This is a genomic window from Pseudomonas sp. LBUM1671, from assembly GCF_059695685.1.
Map to the genome: position 1 here is coordinate 5,851,361 of NZ_CP166782.1, position 19,154 is coordinate 5,870,514.

Consider the following 19,154-nt stretch of genomic DNA (forward strand, 5'->3'; position numbering starts at 1 on the left):
AACCGGTGGTGTGTCATGTAGGTACGACACGCGGGGTTCGGAGCTGTTCACTGGTCCGCTGAATCATCGTTGAACCGTAGCCCGCCTTCGCGAGCAAGCCCGCTCCCACAGAGGATCTTCAGCGAACGCAATTCCGGTGAACGACTGAGATTAAATGTGGGAGCGGGCTTGCTCGCGAAGGGTGCGCCGCCGATATCACTCGCTGGCAATATCATCCTTGAACTGGTCTTTGACGTACTTGATCTCGGTCTGGCCGTGTGGCGCAGGCAAACCGTCTTCACCCAGATTGACGAAGACAATCTTGTCCACCGTCAGGATGCTTTTGCGAGTGATCTTGTTGCGCACTTCGCACTTCAGGGTGATCGAGGTGCGACCGAACTCGGTGGCGGTGATGCCCAGTTCGATGATGTCGCCCTGGCGCGAGGCGCTGACGAAGTTGATCTCGGAAATGTACTTGGTGACCACACGCTGATTGCCCAGCTGGACGATGGCGTAGATCGCCGCCTCTTCGTCAAGCCAGCGCAACAGGCTGCCGCCGAACAGCGTGCCGTTGGGGTTGAGGTCTTCGGGTTTTACCCATTTGCGGGTGTGGAAATTCATATTCACTCCTGAGCGTCTTGCCGAATGATGGGGGGCATCATGGCAGAGCCCGGCCTAGAGCTCTATTGGGCATCGACTATGGCCTCGATTACCGTTCGGACATTCATCAACAGAAACGCTTTGGAAGATAAGAATAGCCCGCTATAATCGCCACCGTTTCAAAACGGTAACGTTCACTTGCTACCGTTTTCCCGCCACCTGTCCGAGGGGCGCTGCAGCAGGTTCGACCTGTCAGGCTCGGATGGGGCGTTGACTGGCCATGATTGGCCGGACACTAAACGCACAACGGCGCCCATTCGCATACATTACGAATGGAGGCTCATCATGAGCGCTGTTATCACGCCTGCAGATTTTAACGATTACAAAGTGGCCGACATGTCCCTGGCTGCCTGGGGCCGTCGCGAAACCATCATCGCCGAATCCGAAATGCCTGCCCTGATGGGTCTGCGCCGCAAGTACGCCGGTGAGCAGCCGCTCAAAGGCGCAAAAATCCTCGGCTGCATCCACATGACCATTCAGACTGCCGTGCTGATCGAAACCCTGGTTGCCCTGGGTGCCGAAGTGCGTTGGTCGTCCTGCAACATTTTCTCGACTCAAGACCAGGCCGCTGCTGCTATCGCTGCTGCCGGTATCGCGGTTTATGCCTGGAAAGGCGAAACCGAAGAAGAGTACGAGTGGTGCCTGGAGCAAACCATCCTCAAAGATGGCGCGCCTTGGGATGCCAACATGATCCTCGACGACGGCGGCGACCTGACCGAGCTGCTGCACAAGAAATACCCGGCGATCCTGGACCGCGTCCACGGCGTCACCGAAGAAACCACCACTGGCGTTCACCGCCTGCTGGACATGCTGGCCAAGGGCGAGCTGAAAATCCCGGCCATCAACGTCAACGACTCGGTGACCAAGAGCAAGAACGACAACAAGTACGGCTGCCGTCACAGCCTGAACGATGCGATCAAGCGCGGTACCGACCACCTGTTGTCCGGCAAGCAAGCGCTGGTCATCGGTTACGGTGACGTGGGCAAGGGCTCCGCTCAGTCCCTGCGTCAGGAAGGCATGATCGTTAAGGTTTCCGAAGTCGACCCGATCTGCGCCATGCAAGCCTGCATGGACGGCTACGAGCTGGTTTCGCCGTTCATCGACGGTATCAACAACGGCACCGAAGCCAGCATCGACAAAGCCCTGCTGGGCAAGATCGACCTGATCGTGACCACCACCGGCAACGTCAATGTTTGCGACGCAAACATGCTCAAAGCCCTGAAGAAGCGCGCTGTTGTCTGCAACATCGGCCACTTCGACAACGAAATCGACACTGCTTTCATGCGCAAGAACTGGGCATGGGAAGAAGTGAAGCCACAGGTTCACAAGATCCACCGTACCGGTCCTGGCGCATTCGATGCCCAGAACGACGACTACCTGATCCTGCTGGCCGAAGGCCGTCTGGTTAACCTGGGTAACGCCACCGGTCACCCAAGCCGCATCATGGACGGTTCGTTCGCCAACCAGGTTCTGGCGCAGATCTTCCTGTTCGGCCAGAAGTACGCCGACCTGTCGCCAGCCCAGAAAGCCGAGCGCCTGACCGTTGAAGTACTGCCGAAGAAACTCGACGAAGAAGTGGCCCTGGAAATGGTCCGCGGTTTCGGCGGCGTTGTGACTCAACTGACCAAGACCCAGGCCGACTACATCGGCGTGACCGTCGAAGGCCCGTTCAAGCCGCACGCTTACCGCTACTGATCGACCTGCAGCCTGCTCTCCCTTGTGGGAGCGGGCTTGTGTGGCGAGGGAGCTTGCTCCCGCTCGACTGCGAAGCAGTCGCAAAGCTTTGAGGTCGCTGCGCGACCCAGCGGGAGCAAGCTCCCTCTCCACACAGACCCGCTCCCACACGGGATATGCAAGCCTCTGGCTTCCCGTTTTCAAGGGTATTCCCATGTCCCAAGACCGTCGCTACAGCTTCGAGTTCTTCCCTACGAAGACCGACGCTGGGCATGAAAAGCTACTCGCCACTGCCCGTCAGCTGGCCACGTACAACCCCGATTTCTTTTCCTGCACCTACGGCGCTGGCGGTTCGACCCGTGATCGCACGCTCAACACTGTGTTGCAGCTTGAAAGCGAAGTCAAAGTCCCGGCCGCACCGCATTTGTCCTGCGTTGGTGACAGCAAGGACGACCTGCGCGGCCTGCTGACTCAATACAAGGCAGCCGGCATCAAGCGTATCGTTGCCCTGCGCGGTGACCTGCCTTCGGGTATGGGCATGGCCAGCGGTGAATTGCGCCACGCCAACGACCTGGTTCAATTCATTCGTGAAGAAACCGGCGATCATTTCCACATCGAAGTCGCTGCTTATCCGGAGATGCATCCGCAGGCGCGCAATTTCGAAGACGATCTGAACAATTTCGTGCGCAAGGCCAACGCTGGCGCCGACAGTGCGATCACCCAGTACTTCTTCAACGCCGACAGCTACTTCTACTTCGTCGAGCGTGTGCGGGCGATGGGCGTAAACATCCCGATCGTGCCGGGGATCATGCCGATCACCAACTACAGCAAGCTCGCGCGCTTCTCCGACGCTTGCGGTGCGGAAATCCCGCGCTGGATCCGCAAGCAGCTGGAAGCCTACGGCGACGACACCCAGAGCATTCAAGGCTTTGGTGAGCAAGTCATCACCGAAATGTGCGATCGCCTGCTGCAAGGTGGCGCGCCGGGGCTGCACTTCTACACACTGAACCAGGCTGAAGCGAGCCTGGCGGTGTGGAACAACCTGAAGCTGCCTCGTTAAAAGCAAGATCAAGAGATCGCAGCCTCGTTTCACTCGACAGCTCCTACAAGGGAATACGTACTCTGTAGGAGCTGTCGAGTGAAACGAGGCTGCGATCTTTTGCGTTTAACGCCCGAACCAGAGCTTCTGGATCCGGTTTCTGGCTCTTTATGATTTCTCGTCGTAATCTCAAGCCATGCCCCTGATCGCACAGTTACTCACCGTGTTTCTTTTCTCTTGCCTGAGCTTTGCCGCCCGGGGCGAAAAGCTGCGCATTGTCACCGAGCCGTGGGCGCCTTATGTCTATGAGGAAAACGGCAAATCCCTGGGCCTGGATTACGAAACCACGGCGATCGTGTTCAAACGCCTGGGGATCGAAGTGGACTGGCAATTCCTGCCGTGGAAACGCTGCCTGTCGATGCTTGAAACGGGTCAGGCGGATGGTGCGCTGGACATTTTTCACAGCGATGAGCGGGAGGCCACCTTGCTCTATCCCAGCGAACCGCTGTCGGAAGTCGAGTTCGTGATGTTCTACGCCAACGAGCGCCCCCATCCCTTCCGCACCCTGGACGACCTGAAAGGCCTGACCGTCGGCACTTCGCCAGGCTACCTCTACAGCAAGGATTTCAGCGATTCGACCCTGTTCACCCGGGAGCCGGCGCCGACCCACGAAGCCAATTTCGGCAAACTGGTACGCGGGCGGATCGACCTGTTGATCACCGATCGCCGGGTCGGCCAGCATTTGCTCGACGAATTGGGCATCCGCGACAAGATCACTGAAAACCCGACAGTCATCAGCCATCAGAGCCAGTTTTTGGCGGTACGCCGTAATGCGGGCATGGATTTACTGGTGCAGCGTTTCGGTGCCGAGCTCAAGCGTTTCAAGCGCGAGCCCGCCTACGCTGAGCTGAGCGCCCGTTATGGCGCAGGTCCCGGCACCGGAGGGCAACCCACCACCGCCACCACGGCCACGGTAAAAACCGTTGAGCAGCAGGAAAGCGGCGCGCAGTGATTGCTCTGTTATACTCCGGCGTTCCCGCCAGGCTCACGCCCGGACGCTCGGACTTGTTCAAGGCATCTCGATCCGCTACAGCGCAGCTTTCCAGCCCGCGCGAGCGCTCCAGACGAGCTTTCAAGGCCCAGCAGGACCGGACGGGATTGCGTTCCTCTTAAACGCCATTCGCGCCAGGCAAGACTCCCATTGGGCCAAGCCCTAACTAAAACAGGATTACTCATGTCCTTTGCTTCCCTCGGTCTCTCCGAGGCTTTAGTCCGCGCCATCGAGGCAGCGGGCTATACCGAGCCTACTCCGGTGCAACAGCGGGCTATCCCCGCCGTGTTGCAAGGTCGCGACCTGATGGTCGCGGCACAGACAGGTACTGGTAAAACCGGCGGCTTCGCCCTTCCGATTCTGGAGCGGTTGTTCCCCAACGGTCACCCGGACAAATCCCAGCGTCACGGCCCGCGCCAACCGCGCGTACTGGTCCTGACCCCTACCCGCGAACTCGCGGCTCAAGTCCACGAGAGCTTCAAGGTCTATGCCCGTGACCTGAAGTTCGTCAGCGCCTGCATCTTCGGCGGCGTCGGCATGAACCCGCAGGTTCAGGCCATGTCGCGCGGTGTTGACGTGCTGGTGGCCTGCCCTGGCCGCCTGCTCGACCTCGCCGGTCAAGGCAGCGTCGATCTGTCCCACGTGGAAATCCTCGTGCTGGACGAAGCCGACCGTATGCTCGACATGGGCTTTGTCCATGACGTGAAGAAAGTCCTGGCTCGTCTGCCGAGCAAACGCCAGAACCTGCTGTTCTCGGCGACCTTCTCCAAAGACATCACCGACCTCGCCGGCAAACTGCTGCACAACCCGGAACGCATCGAAGTCACGCCGCCGAACACCACGGTCGAGCGCATCGAGCAACGCGTCTTCCGCCTGCCAGCCAACCACAAGCGTTCGCTGCTGGCGCACCTGATCACCGCTGGCGCCTGGGAACAGGTCCTGGTGTTCACCCGCACCAAGCACGGCGCCAACCGTCTGGCCGAGTACCTGGACAAACACGGCCTCAGCGCCGTCGCGATCCACGGCAACAAGAGCCAGAACGCCCGCACCAAAGCCCTGGCCGACTTCAAGGCCGGTGAAGTGCGCATCCTCGTCGCCACCGACATCGCCGCTCGCGGCCTCGACATCGACCAGTTGCCACACGTGGTCAACTTCGAACTGCCGAACGTCGACGAAGATTACGTTCACCGTATCGGCCGTACCGGCCGTGCCGGTCGTTCGGGCGAGGCGATCTCACTGGTCGCTCCGGACGAAGAAAAGCTGCTGAAAAGCATCGAGCGCATGACCAAGCAGAAGATTGCCGACGGCAACCTGATGGGCTTCGATTCCAGCGCTGTAGAAGCCGAGAAACCGGAAGTCCGTGAGCGTCCGGATGTGCGTAACCCGCGCAACCCACGTGGCCCGCGCGGCGACGGTCCGAACGGCACTGGCGGTGGCGGCGGTCGTAAAGACAAGGGCAAGGACAAGGGCGGCAAGGAAAAAGCGCCTGCCACTGGCCGAGGCGATCGCCCGGCCCGTGAACACAAGCCGCGCGAAGGTACCCCGGCTCGCGAACAACAGCGCCCGGCGCCACGTGCTGCTGCTGATCGTGCTCCGGACGAGTTCCTGGACGACGACATCGATAACTTCGGTAACCGCGTCGACTACGTGCCTCAAGCCAAACCGGCTCAGGGCCGTGGCCGCCGTCCGGGTGCTCCGGCACAAGGCACGGCAGCGGGCGCTGGTGCTGGTGCTGGTGCTCCGCGCACCGGCGGCAAGCCTCAGGGTCGCCAAAGCGGTCCGCGCAGCAGCGACGGCGCCACCACCGGCACGCCGCCGGCCAAGCGCAGTGGCCCACGCAACGGCGCTCCACGTGACGGCCAGGCCCGTCGCGAAGAGTCACGCAACCGTCGTCCGGCTCGCACCGACGAACAGCCACGTTCCGAACCTGCCGTGCAAAACCCGCGCGGCCCGGCTCCGAAGATCATTCACAAGGAGTCGAAAACCGATCGTTTCCCGACTCCAGAGCAACTTGATCAACTGCCAGGCCGTCCGCGTGGTGAGAAGCCAGCGTTGCTGACCCGCAACCGCTGATTTAGCACTGCAACGAAAATGCCCCGGATCGCGAGATCCGGGGCATTTTTGTTTTCTGAGGGTGAGCACAAATCCTCAACTCACTAAAGAACCCCTTGTCGGAGCGGGCTTGCTCGCGAAGAGGCCGTGTCAGTCGACATCAATGTTGAATGACACACCGCATTCGCGAGCAAGCCCGCCCCCACAGGGGATCTGTGGTGTCCCTTTCCAATTGTGCCAGGCAATAAAAAACGCCCCCGACCATAAGGCCGGGGGCGTTTTTGTGTCAGCGCGAAAATTACTTCGCTTTCACACCTTCAAACGAAACGTACAGCTCGACCGCGTCGGACGCTGGGCCCAGGTCTTTCTGCTTGCCGAAATCGGAACGCTTGATGCTGGTAGTACCTTCGAAGCCGGCACGGTAGCCGCCCCATGGATCCTTGCCTTCGCCCAGGAAGGTAGCCTTGACCACAACTGGCTTGGTCACGCCAAGGATGGTCAGGTCGCCGGTCACGTCGGCAGTGTCTTTGCCAGCGGCGTTTTTACCGGTGGATTTGACGCTGGTGGAGACGAACTTGGCTTTGGAGCCGTTCAGGAAGTCTTTGCTGGCGATGTGCTTGTCGCGCTCGGCATGGTTGGTGAACACGCTGGCGGTGTTCACGTTGAACTCGATCTTGCTGTCTTCAGGCTTGGCAGCGTCAAAGCTGAACGTGCCATCGATGTCCTTGAAGGTACCGGTGATAAAGCTGTAGCCCAAGTGGCTGATCTTGAAGTCAACGAAGGCGTGCTGGCCTTCCTTGTCGACGACGTAGTCAGCCGCCATCGCGTTGGCGGACAGCAGAGCAGAACCGATTGCCAGAGCAGCGAGTGTTTTTTTCAACATGCTTTCTATTCCTTTGGAGTCGAGGTTGAACTTCAGGCTTTGCGACCCAGCATTCGAGTGAGGGTCGCATCACGATCGATAAAGTGGTGCTTCAATGCTGCCAACGCATGGAGACCGGAAAAAATTACCAGCGCCCACGCCAGATACAGATGAATCACACCGGCGGTGTCTGCCTGGTCCGGTAGTCCGGAAACCAGCGCAGGAACTTCAAACAGGCCAAACACCGAAATCCCGACACCGTCTGCGGTGGAAATCAGGTATCCGGCAATCATCACAGCAAACAGACTGAGGTACAGGAACGAATGACCGAACTTGGCGCCAAGACGCGTCATGCGGCTATACGTTTCCAGTGTCGGCGGTGGCGGGCTGACAACACGCCACAACACCCGAAGGACCATGACGGCCAACAACACCAGGCCAATGCTCTTGTGCAATTCCGGCGCGTCTTTGCGCCAGGTGCTGTAGTAGTCGAGACCGACCATCCACAAGCCCAACGCAAACAAACCAACGACCGCCAGCGCCACGCCCCAATGCATGAAGATGCTGACCCAACCGTAGCGGGAAGAAGAGTTACGTAGCTGCATTGCCCAAATCCTGTGAGAACTGCGACCAAGACTATCGACTTATCTATCGAATTAAAGCGGAAAATTTTGCTTTGAAATATCGAGAAATACGATCAAGAGTCTGAAATAGATCAGTTAAGGAAAGATTAAAGACCAATGTGTGAGAAAAAATGAAGCCAACCAAGGAACACCTGCGCCACAGGATTTATTCGATTCTTGTGATTGGTTTCCTTCAGGCATAAAAAAACGCGGCATTTCTACCGCGTTTCTTTGAGTGCCAAAAGCTTACTGGGCTTTGGTTTCCGTTGCCGGGGTTGTAGAAGTTTTTGCCGCTGGTTTCTTCGCGGTTTCAGCCTTCTTCGCCGGGGCTTTGGCCGGAGCCTTTTTGGCTTCGGTCTTGGCAGCAGGCTTTTTCACCGGGGCTTTCTTGGCCGGCTCGGCTTTCGCTGGAACCACTGGCTTAGGCGCTTCAACCGGTGCAGGTGCTGGAGTCGGCGCTGGAGCCGGTGTCGGAGCGACTGGAGCCACTGGCTCTGGCGCCTTGACCGGTGCCGGCTTGTCATCCGAACCACCGAACAGGTTGGTGAAGAAGTTACCTTTCTTCGCCGCCACCGCACCCGCCGCTACAGCGGTCGCTGCCGGCACAACCTTCGCAGGCTCAAACGATTTGCCCGCCGCCAGGTCTTCAACCTGACTGGCCGCGCGCTGACCGGTGCGCAATGCGCCTTCCAGTGTGCCCGGGTACAAGGTGTCGGTGTGCTCGCCAGCGAACGCTACGCGCTGCAGCGGACGTTCCCACAAGCGCCAGTACTTGCTGATCTGGCCCGGGCCGAAGGCCAGGTAAGCGCCGCCCATCGACGGGTCGGTGCTGTAGCGGCGGATTTCATAACCGGTGAACGAACCGCGCGCCTGTGGATAAAACGCGTGCAGACGGATCAGCACCTGGTCGACCATCTGCTTGTCGCCGAACGCCTGCATGACACGCGCGTTGTCGCCGGACAGGTTGATCACCACATTGGCGCCGCCCTTCAGCGCCGGCTCGACCCACAACATGCCCAGGCCGGTGTTGCTGTAGATCTCGCCGGACATGCGCGCCTTGCTTTCCCATACCGGCGTCTTGAACTTCAGCATGATCTGGTCACGCCAGCCGTAGTTGGTGCCTTTGATGGCGCCCAGGTGCTGGGCATCCAGCGCCGGGATCATCTGGATCTTGTTCAGGGCGCGCAACGGCACGGCCACCACCACGTAGTCAGCCTGATAGCCGACGCTGCCGACTTTGACGGTCACGCCGTCCTTGTCCTGGTTGATGGACGACACCGGGGAACTGGTCTTGATGGTTTTCAGCTGTTTGACGAAAGCCTGGGCCAACACCGGGCTGCCGCCGAGCAGGCGCGAAGCGCGCAGGTCACGGTCGGAGACGCCACGGTAAACACGGCTTTGCTGTGCGAAATACAGCAGCGACAGGCGCGAAGGTTCGTCGTAACGGGTACGAATCTGCTGGTTCACCAACTGACGTGCCGTGGCTGGCAAGGTCAGACGGTCAAGCCAGTTGGAGACGTTGATCTGATCCAGAGCGTGCAGCGTACTGTTGGCCGCCGGGTTCTGCGGATCCTCGATCGAGCGCGCCAGGTCATCCACGGTCTTTTCGTAGCGCTTGAGCGCTTCGGCGGTGGCCGGCTCCTTGGTGGCCAGATCGGCGGCGGTGTAATACACGCCATCGATCAGGTAGCTCGGGACACGCACGAATTCAGGGGCTGGCGTGGTGCTCAGCTTGAAGGTCGAGACGTATTTGTTCAGCACCGGCTGGGTCTTGTCGTTGCCGATCCACTCGCTGGTGGCCATGCCGGAGCGACCGCCCAGGCTCGGCTTGGCTTCCAGCAGGGTCACCTGCCAGCCTTTGTTCTGCAGTTCGTAAGCCGCCGTCAGGCCCGAGAGCCCGCCGCCGATCACGATCGCCGTTTTATCCTTGGCCAGCGCAGACACGCTGAACAGCCCCAACATCACCAGCGCACAGGCGCGCAGCCAACCAGCAGACATTCAGCGAACTCCGGAAATACACGAGAAAATAGCGGTTTCACGAGTCAGACGACTCAAAGAACCGCGAAGAATACGTTAGCCATCAAAAGGCCGCCAGCGACGTCTATCGACCTATACAAAGTAGCTCAATCGACACAATGGGTTGTCCCCGTGCGATGCATTGCATAGGCTTGCGCGATTGTTTGCCCGCGAAACCAGCGAGCCGCCTCGAGGAGACTGAACATGGGCCTGAATAACCAGTGGATGCAACGCGATCTCGCGGTGTTGTGGCATCCCTGCACCCAGATGAAAGACCACGAACAGCTGCCGCTGATCCCGATCAAGCGCGGTGAAGGCGTGTGGCTGGAAGACTTCGAAGGCAAACGCTACCTCGACGCCGTCAGCTCCTGGTGGGTCAACGTGTTTGGCCACGCCAACCCGCGCATCAACCAGCGCATCAAGGATCAGGTCGATCAGCTGGAGCACGTGATCCTCGCCGGGTTCAGCCATCAACCGGTGATCGAGTTGTCCGAGCGCCTGGTGAAGATGACGCCGGAAGGCCTGACCCGGTGCTTCTACGCCGACAACGGTTCGTCCTGCATCGAAGTCGCGCTGAAGATGAGCTTTCACTACTGGCTCAACCGCGGCCAGCCGAACAAGAAACGCTTTGTCACCCTGACCAACAGCTACCACGGCGAAACCATGGCGGCGATGTCGGTGGGCGACGTGCCGCTGTTCACCGAAACCTACAAGGCGCTGCTGCTGGACACCATCAAGGTGCCGAGCCCCGATTGCTACCTGCGCCCGGAAGGCATGAGCTGGGAAGAACACTCGCGCAACATGTTCGCCGCCATGGAACAGACGCTGGCCGAGAATCACGACACCGTCGCGGCAGTGATCGTCGAACCGCTGATCCAGGGCGCCGGCGGCATGCGCATGTACCACCCGGTGTACCTCAAATTGCTACGCGAAGCCTGCGACCGCTACGGCGTGCATCTGATTCACGACGAAATCGCCGTCGGCTTCGGCCGCACCGGGACCATGTTTGCCTGTGAGCAGGCCGGCATCCGCCCGGACTTCCTCTGCCTGTCCAAGGCCCTGACTGGCGGTTACCTGCCGCTGGCGGCGTGCGTGACCACCGAAGATGTCTACAGCGCGTTCTACGACGACTACCCGACCCTGCGCGCCTTCCTGCATTCGCACAGCTACACCGGCAACCCGCTGGCGTGCGCGGCGGCGTTGGCGACGCTGGATATCTTCGAAGAAGACAACGTCATCGAGAACAACAAGGCATTGGCTCAGCGCATGGCCTCTGCCACTGCGCACCTGGTCGATCATCCGAACGTTTCGGAAGTGCGCCAGACGGGCATGGTGCTGGCCATCGAGATGGTCAAGGACAAGGCGACGAAAGAAGCCTATCCGTGGCAGGAACGTCGCGGTTTGAAGGTGTTCCAGCATGCGCTGGAGCGTGGTGCTTTACTTCGTCCGTTGGGCAGCGTGGTGTACTTCCTGCCGCCGTACGTGATTACGCCGGAGCAAATCGATTTCCTGGCGGAAGTGGCCAGCGAAGGCATCGACATCGCGACCCGTGACAGCGTCAGCGTGTCGGTACCGAAAGACTTCCACCCCGGCTTCCGCGATCCGGGCTAAAGACCCATGCAGTTCCCCTGTTGTGAGGGGATTTATTGTGGTGAGGGGATTTATCCCCGTTGGGCTGCGAAGCGGCCCCAAAAATGGGACTGCTGCGCAGTCCAACGGGGATAAATCCCCTCGTCACAAATAGTCAGCAGCCACAAAAGCAACTCCGATCCAATTTTTCGAGACCCAGCATGAGACTGTCCCGCTTCTTTATCGACGCCCCCTTGAGCACCGGCGAACACGAGTTGCCCGAGGCCCAGGCCCATTACATCAGCCGCGTGCTGCGCATGGCCGAGGGTGATGCGCTGCAACTGTTCGACGGCTCGGGCCATGAGTTTCGCGCCACGCTGGTGGAGGTCGGCAAGAAGCGCGTTGTCGTGCAGATCGATGAAAGCTTCGCCGGGCAGGTCGAGTCGCCGTTGCAGATCCATCTCGGCCAGGGCTTGTCCCGTGGCGAGCGCATGGATTGGGCGATTCAGAAAGCCACCGAGTTGGGCGTCACTGAAATCACGCCGATCTTCAGCGACCGATGTGAAGTCCGGCTGAAGGATGAGCGCGCCGACAAACGCCTGATGCACTGGCGCCAAGTGGCAATCAGCGCGTGCGAGCAATGCGGGCGTTCACGGGTGCCGGTGATTCATCCACCGCTGTTGTTGGCGGACTGGTTGAAGCAGACCGAGGCTGAGTTGAAGTTGGTGCTGCATCCGGTGGCTGAGCCGTTGGTGAGTCATGCGAAACCGGCAACCTTGGCGTTTTTGATTGGCCCGGAAGGCGGGTTGTCCGATGCTGAAGTCGAGCAGGCCAAGGCTGACGGTTTTCACGCCGCCCGCCTCGGCCCTCGCGTATTGCGCACCGAAACCGCGCCCGTCGTTGCATTAGCGGTGGCGCAACAACTGTGGGGCGACTTCTAGGGCCCTGTGGCGAGGGGATTTATCCCCGTTGGACTGCGCAGCAGTCCCATTTTTAGGACCGCTACGCAGTCCAACGGGGATAAATCCCCTCGCCACGGGTCCACAAGACATAAAACAGAATCTGATCGTTCAGAAACTACTGCACCGGATCACTCACCGGCTTGGCGATGATTGCCTTCAACTCGCTGGTCATCGGGAATTCCAGGTTCAAGCCTTTGGGCGGTATCGGTTGCTGGAACCAGCGGTTGTAGATGCTGTTGATTTCCCCTGAGCTGTACAGGTCGGCCAGCGTGGCGTTGACCAGTGCCAGGAACTGCGGATCATCCTTGCGCACCATGCAGCTGTAGATTTCTCGCGACTGCTCCTCGCCCACCACCACCCACTTATGCGGATCGCGGGCCTTGGCGCGCTCACCGTAGAGCAACGCGTCGTCCATATAGAACGCCGCCGCCCGACCCGACTGCAGCATCTGGAACGCTTCGCCATGGTCCTTGGCGCTGATCACGAACATGTCGATCTTGTGATCGACGTTGTAGCTCTTCAGAAACCGTTCATTCGTTGTGCCGGCGGTGGTCACGACGTTCTTGCCGCGCAAGTCGGCGAAACTCTTGATGCCGCTGTCCTTCGCCGTGAGCAACTGCCCCTTCACGTAGATGAACCCGTAGGAAAACGCCACTTGCTGCATACGCTCTGCGGTCACGCCGGTGGAGCCGCACTCAAGGTCGACCGTGCCGTTCTGCACCAGCGGAATGCGCGTTTGCGAGGTCACCAGGTTGTACTTCACCTGCAAATCCGGCAGTTCAAGCTTTTGCTTGATGCGCTCGACAATCTTGCTCGCCAGGTCTACCGAATAGCCCATCGGCTGCCCCGTGTGATCACCCACGTAGGAGAACGGCACCGAGGCATCGCGATAGCCCAGCGTGATGCTCTTGGCATTGGCGACCTTGTTCAGCGTGCCGGTCAGCGGCGCTTCGTTTGCCTGGACCTGGCTGGCGAGCAGCAGGCCGAGGGTGCAGCCGATCAACGTGATTTTTTGCATTGTTATTCTCCGTTGTGGGTCAAGCGATTAGCGGCGGGCGGCGATTACGGTGATTTCCACCAGCACCTCTGGACGAGCCAGTTGCGCCTGTAACGTGGTGCGCGTCGGCGCATTGCCCGGTGACAGCCACTGCGACCAGACCTCGTTCATGGCAGCGAAATCGCGGCCAATGTCGTTCAGGTAAATGGTCGCATTGAGCAGATGATCCTTGTCGCTGCCAGCCTCGGCCAGCAACGCATCGATCTTCGCCAGCACCTCGGCGGTTTGGCCGGTGACGTCGGGGCTGTCACCCGGCACCTGTCCCGAGAGAAACACCAGATCGCCAAAGGTCAGCGCGCCAGAGAGTCGACTGTTGCTGTTGATACGGTTGATGCTCATCGGTCATTCCTTTTCAAGTCAGGCGACGCGGGGTGCGAGGCCGTGCATTTCAATTGAAGGTGCGCGCCGGGCGATCAACTCGCTGAGCAACCGGGCGCTGCCACACGCCAGGGTAAAACCCAGGGCACCATGGCCGAGGTTGAGCCAAAGATTGCGGTACGCCGTGGCGCCAATCAACGGCACGCCGCTGGGGGTGGCCGGGCGCATGCCGGCCCACTCGATGGCGGCGTCGTAATCGCCGGCCTTGGGCAAGGTTTCCTGCGCCTGGCGCTTGATCAGCGCCAGCCGTTTTGGGTCGAGCGCCGGGTCGAAGCCGACAATGTCGACCATCGCCGCCACGCGCAGTTGTTCACCAATGCGGGCGTAAACAATCTTGCGGTTGTAATCGGTGATGCTCAGGTCCGGCGCACGATGCTCGGCGCGGATCGGCAAAGTCAGGCTGTAACCCTTGAGCGGGTACAGCGGCAAGTTCATGCCCGGCAGCGCCAGCGCCGGACTGCGATGTCCGGCGGCAATCACCAATTGCTCGACCGGCAGCACCTGCGACCCCATTTCTATGGCCTGCACCGCGCCGGCTGCGTGGCGAATGCCGGTGACCTTGTGGCCGAGCAAAAACGCGCAACGCCCCGACGCCTTGAGCCGAGCCAGCAGTTGCTGACAGAAAGCATGGCAATCGGCGACTTCTTCGTCAGGGGTATAAATCGCACCCACAAACGGCGCCTCGGCGAGTGCAGGCTCCAACTGTGCACACTCAGCCCGGGACAACACTTGTTGCTGTTGCGGATCGGCCAAACCCTGGCGAGCATGTTCGAAACTTGCCGCTTCACGAAACGTCACCAGTTTGCCATTGCGCCGCCAGTCGAACCCGTCGAGGCGATCTTCGTCGCGCCAGCCTTGCAGCGTGGACTGGCTCAACAGCGCCAGACGCAACAGGTGCGCGCCGTTGCGCTGATTCACCGAACGACGGCAGGCCGCCAGGAAGGACGCCATCCAGCGCCATTGCGCCGGGTCCAGGCGCGGACGCAGCTTCAGCGGCGAGTCACCGCGCAACATCCAGCCAAGTGCCTGCAACGGAACGCCGGCATCGGCCAGTGGCGCGACGTAACGGTAGGACAACTGGCCGCCGTTGGCGAAACTGGTCTCGCTGCCCAACGAATCCCGGGCCTCGACCAGCGTCACGTCGACGCCCTCGCGCACCAGTGCGTAAGCCGTCGTCAGGCCAATGACGCCACCACCGATGATGCAAACCCGCTGAGCCATGTCTGTCCTTAACCGTTGTTGAAACAGGCTTCAGGTTAGGACCAGGTGACAGACCTTGAACAATGCATAAAGATGCCTGACCCATAAACAAAGGTTATGGACTGCCATGCGACTGCGACACATCGAGATTTTCCAGGCCATCCGCCAGACCGGTTCAGTCAGTGGCGCTGCCCAGTTGCTGCACGTGTCGCAGCCGGCGGTGAGCAAAGTGCTGCAACACGCCGAACAGCAACTGGGCTTCCCGTTATTCCTGCGGGTGCGCGGGAAATTGCAGGCCACGCCCGAAGCGCTGGAGCTTGAGCGCGAAGTCGACAAGGTCACCGAAAGCCTGCAAGGCGTGCGACGTCTGGCCCAGAGCCTGCGTCGCGAGCCGGGTCACAGCGTTCGGATCGGCGCGATCCCGGCGCTGGCCCTGTCGCTGCTGCCACCGGCCATCAACGAGTGGACGCAACGCTACCCGGACATTGTCTGCGAGCTGTCCAGTGCCCACAGCCGTGAGCTGATGCAGAACTTGCTGATGCGTGAAGTGGATGTCGCGCTGACCTTGCAACCGCCAGATCACCCGGGCCTGAAGGCACAGGTCTTGGCCTGCGGGGTTTTGGTGGCGCTGGCGCCGTTGGGTTATTGGACCGATGACGCCTTGAGCCAACCGTTGCCGTTGATCGAACTGGCCGGTGCGCCGCTGATTGGCCTGTCCAGCGCTGACCCACTGGCGGCCAGGCTCGACAGCTACCTTGAGGCGGTCGATCCGCCGCCGCGGGTACGCATCGCGGTGCAAACCTATTCACTGGCGCGGGCGATGGTTGAATCCGGCGCCGGGCTGGCGGTGATCGATCCGTTTACCGCGCTCGGCGCATCCCCCGCCACCACGGCGATTCGACCGCTGGCGCCCGCGTTACCGATCACCTTGTATGCAGTCACCCGCGCCGACGAACCGCCGCCCCACACCTTGAGCGACTTGTTGCAGGTGTTCAGCCGACGGGCGCAGGCGCAACTGGATCGCTTGATCCCTTAGAGACCTCAAAGGACATAAAACAAAATCGCGACAAAGTGCAGCACACTCCCCGCTATCACGAACAAATGCCAGATCCCGTGCGCATGCCGCAGCCGATGATCCAGCGCAAAAAAGACAATCCCCACGGTGTACAACACCCCGCCCGACGCCAGCCAGGCAAAACCGGTACTGCCTAGCGCCGCGAGCAATGGCTTGACCGCCACCAGCACAATCCAACCCATCACCGCGTAAATCACGATCGACAAAACCCGCGCTTCCGACCGCGGCTTGATCTCTTGCAGGATGCCGATCAGCGCCAGCCCCCAGACAATCCCGAACAACGTCCAGCCCCACGGCCCGCGCAGGGTCACCAGGCAGAACGGCGTGTAGCTGCCGGCAATCAGCAGGTAGATCGAAAAGTGATCGACCTTCTGCATGATCGTTTTCTTACGCCCGCGCACGCTGTGGTAAACGGTCGACGCGCTGTAAAGCACCATCAAGGTAAACCCGTAAATCGCCACGCTGACGATCTTCCATGGGCTGCCGTCCATGCTGGCAATCACCAGCATCCACACCACCCCGACCGTCGCCGCCACCGCCCCGACCAGATGCGTCCAGGCGTTCAATCTTTCCCCGTGATACATGTATTGCTTCCCTCAAAATTCGCTACAACCTTGCGCAAGGCTCAGGCCTTGAGATTAAAAGCGCAATGTTTCAGATCACAATTCCCCTCATACGTGCACAATCGAGCCATTCGACCAAGAGTCCACGCCATGCTGATTGACGAAGAGTTGACCCTGAAAAAACTCGAGGTGTTCCTCGCCTTCATGCGCACCGGCAACCTGGCCCGGGCCGCCGCCGAGTTGCAGACCAGCAACGTCAGCGTGCACCGTGCCATTCACTCCCTGGAAAGCGCCCTGCGCTGCCCGCTGTTCAAACACGAAGGCCGCAACCTGACGCCACTGGAAAGCGCCTATGTGCTGGAAGAACGCGCGCAGAAGCTGATTCAGGACGTGGTCGAAACCGTGCGCCTGACCCGCGAAGCGGCGGGGTTTTCGGCTGAACGCTTCAAGCTTGGCTCGTTGTATTCGCTGACGGTGAAGACCGTGCCGCAGCTGATCATGGGCCTGAAGATCCGCCGCAGCGAGCTCAACATCGACCTGATCCTCGGCTCGAATTTCGACCTGCTGTACAAGCTCAAGAACATGGAAGTCGACGCGATCCTGGTGTCCCTGGACGACAGCGTCAACGACCCGGACTGCGAGCAGATACCGCTGTTTTCCGATGACATCTTCCTGGCCACACCGGCGGATTCGAAATTTGCCCAACGGGCGGAAGTTGACCTGGCCGAAGTGCGCGACGAAACCTTCATCACCCTGACCCAGGGCTTTGCCACGCACCAGGACGGCAATCGGGTGTTCAAGCAGGCGGGGTTCGAGCCGAAGGTGGCAATGCAGGTCAACGACATCTTCACCCTGCTCAGCATGGTCAGTTCGGGAGTGGGTTATGCGTTGCTGCCGGGGCGGATTGCGGCGGTGTATGAGAACCGGGTGAAGCTGATCCCGTTGCAGGAAAAGTATCGGTTGCAGCAGCACATCGGCGTGGTGTTTTTGAAGGCCAAGGAGCGCGATCCGAATTTGCTGGCGTTGCTGGCGGAGTGTCGAATGTATGCCAATCGCCAGGCCTGAGACCGAGTCGGCCCCAATCGCCAGCAGGCTGGCTCCCACAGTGGAAGTGCAAACCCTATTCCCCCTGTGGGAGCTAGCCTGCTAGCGATGGCGTCAGTCCAGACAACTCAGAATCTGAAGTCAGCCAACAATCCCGCGAACAATGAAGTACAACAACGAAGGCCCCAGCAAGCACCCAAGCCCGGTATGGAACGTCGCGGTCAACGCGCCATAAGGCACCAACCGCCGATCCGTCGCCGCCAGCCCGGCCGTCACACCGCTCACAGTGCCGGCCAACCCGCCAAACACCATCGCCGAACGCGGGTTATCCAGCCCCATCCAGCGCGCAGCCATCGGCGTGCCGACCATCACGAAAATCGCCTTGATCAACCCGGTGGCAATCGACAACGCCACCACGTCAGAACTCGCACCAATCGCCGCTCCGGTCACCGGCCCGACGATGTACGTCACTGCGCCCGCACCAATGGTGGTCATGCTGATCGCATCGCGATAACCGAATACCCAGGCCATGCTCGCCCCGACAATAAACGGCAGAATCGTGCCCAGCAGCAGCGCAATCACGCCGATCAAACCAGCCTTTTTCGCTTCGGTGGCCTGCACTTCGAACGCCGTTGCGACGATCGCAAAGTCTCGCAGCATCGCGCCGCCCATCAAACCAATGCCGGAGAACAGCGTCAGGTCCGCCAGGCCTTTTTGTCCGCCGGTCATGGTGCCGCCGACCCAGGCCAATACAAGCCCGATGACAATGGCAATCGCCGAGCCGTGAATCCGCCCGAACGTCAGCCGCTTGGACAACACCACCGACACCCACATGATTACGCCGACAAATGCGAACGCCGTGACCAAGCCGTTATGTTCCAGGCCTTTCTCGATGAGATCCCACATATCAACGACCTCCTACTGGCGTGCCGACCGGGGTAATTTCCTCGGGCTCATCGGGCAAGGGTTCGCCTTTGTGAGTGCGGCTGATCAGCGCAATCGTGCAACCGCAGATCACCACCGAACCAATCGCCGCCAGCACCGCCACCGGGCCACCGTGCAGCGCCGTCACGACGTTCTGTTGTGCGGCCATTGCGACCACCACCGGAATGTACATGGCGCCCCAGAAGCCGACGCCCATCTCGCAATCCTTGGTCATGCCGCCGTGCCTGTGCATCCACAACCGCGCGCAGATCAACAGGATCATCGCGATCCCGACTCCGCCCACGTTGGATTTGACGCCCAATAACACGCCAAGCGCATCGCCCATGATCACCCCTGCCAGCGTACAGATCGCCAACAGCGCCACACCGTAAATAATCATTGTTGTTGTCCTCAAAGTGCATCGTC

18 protein-coding genes and 1 riboswitch are annotated in these 19,154 nt (G+C 60.2%); of the genes, 8 read left to right on the top strand and 10 right to left on the bottom strand.

Annotated features, from left to right (window positions below; translation table 11 throughout):
• Positions 1–195: 195 nt before the first annotated feature.
• Positions 196–600 (bottom strand): acyl-CoA thioesterase, encoded by a 405-nt coding sequence (locus ACA060_RS27070; RefSeq protein WP_109635529.1) that lies wholly within the window; start codon positions 598–600, stop codon positions 196–198.
• Between the two features lie 198 nt (positions 601–798).
• A riboswitch (S-adenosyl-L-homocysteine riboswitch) is annotated at positions 799–901 on the top strand.
• Between the two features lie 23 nt (positions 902–924).
• Between ACA060_RS27070 and ahcY the strand changes: the two genes are divergently transcribed.
• The 4 genes from ahcY to rhlE2 all read left to right on the top strand — a co-directional run bounded on the left by ahcY (position 925) and on the right by rhlE2 (position 6,476).
• Entirely contained in the window at positions 925–2,334 is a 1,410-nt protein-coding gene (gene ahcY / locus ACA060_RS27075; RefSeq protein WP_077747242.1) for an adenosylhomocysteinase, read from the top strand.
• Between the two features lie 193 nt (positions 2,335–2,527).
• Positions 2,528–3,373: a methylenetetrahydrofolate reductase [NAD(P)H] gene (gene metF / locus ACA060_RS27080; protein ID WP_109635533.1), complete on the top strand. Its 846-nt coding sequence runs from the start codon at positions 2,528–2,530 to the stop codon at positions 3,371–3,373.
• A gap of 175 nt (positions 3,374–3,548) precedes the next feature.
• Positions 3,549–4,364: a substrate-binding periplasmic protein gene (locus ACA060_RS27085; protein WP_497314227.1), complete on the top strand. Its 816-nt coding sequence runs from the start codon at positions 3,549–3,551 to the stop codon at positions 4,362–4,364.
• Positions 4,365–4,586: 222 nt separating this feature from the next.
• Positions 4,587–6,476 (top strand): RNA helicase RhlE2, encoded by a 1,890-nt coding sequence (gene rhlE2 / locus ACA060_RS27090; RefSeq protein WP_497314229.1) that lies wholly within the window; start codon positions 4,587–4,589, stop codon positions 6,474–6,476.
• Between the two features lie 277 nt (positions 6,477–6,753).
• Here rhlE2 and ACA060_RS27095 read toward each other — a convergent pair whose 3' ends face one another.
• The 3 genes from ACA060_RS27095 to ACA060_RS27105 form a co-directional block, all read right to left on the bottom strand.
• Positions 6,754–7,338 carry a YceI family protein gene (locus ACA060_RS27095; RefSeq protein WP_497314231.1) on the bottom strand — a complete coding sequence of 195 codons (585 nt, stop codon included), beginning with the start codon at positions 7,336–7,338 and terminating at the stop codon, positions 6,754–6,756.
• A gap of 32 nt (positions 7,339–7,370) precedes the next feature.
• The gene (locus ACA060_RS27100; protein ID WP_497314233.1) at positions 7,371–7,922 is read right to left on the bottom strand and encodes a cytochrome b; all 552 of its coding nucleotides are present in this window, start codon (positions 7,920–7,922) and stop codon (positions 7,371–7,373) included.
• 264 nt (positions 7,923–8,186) lie between these two features.
• Complete coding sequence (locus tag ACA060_RS27105; RefSeq protein ID WP_497314235.1) at positions 8,187–9,938, bottom strand: flavin monoamine oxidase family protein; 1,752 nt, start codon at positions 9,936–9,938, stop codon at positions 8,187–8,189.
• A 222-nt stretch (positions 9,939–10,160) separates the two neighbouring features.
• On the opposite strand from ACA060_RS27105, the gene ACA060_RS27110 reads away from it, so the two are divergent.
• Entirely contained in the window at positions 10,161–11,567 is a 1,407-nt protein-coding gene (locus ACA060_RS27110; RefSeq protein WP_109635542.1) for an adenosylmethionine--8-amino-7-oxononanoate transaminase, read from the top strand.
• A gap of 179 nt (positions 11,568–11,746) precedes the next feature.
• Positions 11,747–12,466, top strand: coding sequence for a 16S rRNA (uracil(1498)-N(3))-methyltransferase (locus ACA060_RS27115; protein ID WP_497314237.1), 720 nt, complete (start codon positions 11,747–11,749; stop codon positions 12,464–12,466).
• Between the two features lie 136 nt (positions 12,467–12,602).
• Here the strand turns inward: ACA060_RS27115 and ACA060_RS27120 are convergent, their stop codons facing one another.
• The 3 genes from ACA060_RS27120 to ACA060_RS27130 are packed head-to-tail and all read right to left on the bottom strand — an operon-like array spanning position 12,603 to position 15,143.
• On the bottom strand, positions 12,603–13,505 hold the full coding sequence (locus tag ACA060_RS27120) for a transporter substrate-binding domain-containing protein (protein WP_109635545.1): 903 nt from the start codon (positions 13,503–13,505) through the stop codon (positions 12,603–12,605).
• A 27-nt stretch (positions 13,506–13,532) separates the two neighbouring features.
• On the bottom strand, positions 13,533–13,883 hold the full coding sequence (locus ACA060_RS27125) for a RidA family protein (protein WP_497314239.1): 351 nt from the start codon (positions 13,881–13,883) through the stop codon (positions 13,533–13,535).
• Between the two features lie 18 nt (positions 13,884–13,901).
• A complete protein-coding gene (locus ACA060_RS27130; protein ID WP_497314241.1) occupies positions 13,902–15,143 on the bottom strand; it encodes a D-amino acid dehydrogenase in 1,242 nt (413 codons plus the stop codon).
• A gap of 106 nt (positions 15,144–15,249) precedes the next feature.
• On the opposite strand from ACA060_RS27130, the gene ACA060_RS27135 reads away from it, so the two are divergent.
• Entirely contained in the window at positions 15,250–16,158 is a 909-nt protein-coding gene (locus ACA060_RS27135; protein ID WP_109635550.1) for a LysR family transcriptional regulator, read from the top strand.
• A gap of 5 nt (positions 16,159–16,163) precedes the next feature.
• Here the strand turns inward: ACA060_RS27135 and trhA are convergent, their stop codons facing one another.
• Complete coding sequence (gene trhA / locus ACA060_RS27140) at positions 16,164–16,781, bottom strand: PAQR family membrane homeostasis protein TrhA (protein ID WP_109635552.1); 618 nt, start codon at positions 16,779–16,781, stop codon at positions 16,164–16,166.
• Between the two features lie 129 nt (positions 16,782–16,910).
• On the opposite strand from trhA, the gene ACA060_RS27145 reads away from it, so the two are divergent.
• The gene (locus ACA060_RS27145; protein WP_077747236.1) at positions 16,911–17,825 is read left to right on the top strand and encodes a LysR family transcriptional regulator; all 915 of its coding nucleotides are present in this window, start codon (positions 16,911–16,913) and stop codon (positions 17,823–17,825) included.
• A gap of 120 nt (positions 17,826–17,945) precedes the next feature.
• On the opposite strand, the gene madM is transcribed toward ACA060_RS27145, so the two are convergent.
• Both madM and madL read right to left on the bottom strand, forming a co-directional pair.
• On the bottom strand, positions 17,946–18,710 hold the full coding sequence (madM, locus tag ACA060_RS27150; RefSeq protein ID WP_150658389.1) for a malonate transporter subunit MadM: 765 nt from the start codon (positions 18,708–18,710) through the stop codon (positions 17,946–17,948).
• 1 nt (position 18,711) lies between these two features.
• Positions 18,712–19,128: a malonate transporter subunit MadL gene (madL, locus tag ACA060_RS27155; protein WP_497314244.1), complete on the bottom strand. Its 417-nt coding sequence runs from the start codon at positions 19,126–19,128 to the stop codon at positions 18,712–18,714.
• Positions 19,129–19,154 lie beyond the last annotated feature (26 nt).

Bases quoted from the DNA above. Each gene is read 5' to 3' on its own strand.
- ACA060_RS27070 (WP_109635529.1), bottom strand. From the start codon at position 600: ATGAATTTCCACACCCGCAAATGGGTAAAACCCGAAGACCTCAACCCC.
- ahcY (WP_077747242.1), top strand. From the start codon at position 925: ATGAGCGCTGTTATCACGCCTGCAGATTTTAACGATTACAAAGTGGCC.
- metF (WP_109635533.1), top strand. From the start codon at position 2,528: ATGTCCCAAGACCGTCGCTACAGCTTCGAGTTCTTCCCTACGAAGACC.
- ACA060_RS27085 (WP_497314227.1), top strand. From the start codon at position 3,549: ATGCCCCTGATCGCACAGTTACTCACCGTGTTTCTTTTCTCTTGCCTG.
- rhlE2 (WP_497314229.1), top strand. From the start codon at position 4,587: ATGTCCTTTGCTTCCCTCGGTCTCTCCGAGGCTTTAGTCCGCGCCATC.
- ACA060_RS27095 (WP_497314231.1), bottom strand. From the start codon at position 7,338: ATGTTGAAAAAAACACTCGCTGCTCTGGCAATCGGTTCTGCTCTGCTG.
- ACA060_RS27100 (WP_497314233.1), bottom strand. From the start codon at position 7,922: ATGCAGCTACGTAACTCTTCTTCCCGCTACGGTTGGGTCAGCATCTTC.
- ACA060_RS27105 (WP_497314235.1), bottom strand. From the start codon at position 9,938: ATGTCTGCTGGTTGGCTGCGCGCCTGTGCGCTGGTGATGTTGGGGCTG.
- ACA060_RS27110 (WP_109635542.1), top strand. From the start codon at position 10,161: ATGGGCCTGAATAACCAGTGGATGCAACGCGATCTCGCGGTGTTGTGG.
- ACA060_RS27115 (WP_497314237.1), top strand. From the start codon at position 11,747: ATGAGACTGTCCCGCTTCTTTATCGACGCCCCCTTGAGCACCGGCGAA.
- ACA060_RS27120 (WP_109635545.1), bottom strand. From the start codon at position 13,505: ATGCAAAAAATCACGTTGATCGGCTGCACCCTCGGCCTGCTGCTCGCC.
- ACA060_RS27125 (WP_497314239.1), bottom strand. From the start codon at position 13,883: ATGAGCATCAACCGTATCAACAGCAACAGTCGACTCTCTGGCGCGCTG.
- ACA060_RS27130 (WP_497314241.1), bottom strand. From the start codon at position 15,143: ATGGCTCAGCGGGTTTGCATCATCGGTGGTGGCGTCATTGGCCTGACG.
- ACA060_RS27135 (WP_109635550.1), top strand. From the start codon at position 15,250: ATGCGACTGCGACACATCGAGATTTTCCAGGCCATCCGCCAGACCGGT.
- trhA (WP_109635552.1), bottom strand. From the start codon at position 16,781: ATGTATCACGGGGAAAGATTGAACGCCTGGACGCATCTGGTCGGGGCG.
- ACA060_RS27145 (WP_077747236.1), top strand. From the start codon at position 16,911: ATGCTGATTGACGAAGAGTTGACCCTGAAAAAACTCGAGGTGTTCCTC.
- madM (WP_150658389.1), bottom strand. From the start codon at position 18,710: ATGTGGGATCTCATCGAGAAAGGCCTGGAACATAACGGCTTGGTCACG.
- madL (WP_497314244.1), bottom strand. From the start codon at position 19,128: ATGATTATTTACGGTGTGGCGCTGTTGGCGATCTGTACGCTGGCAGGG.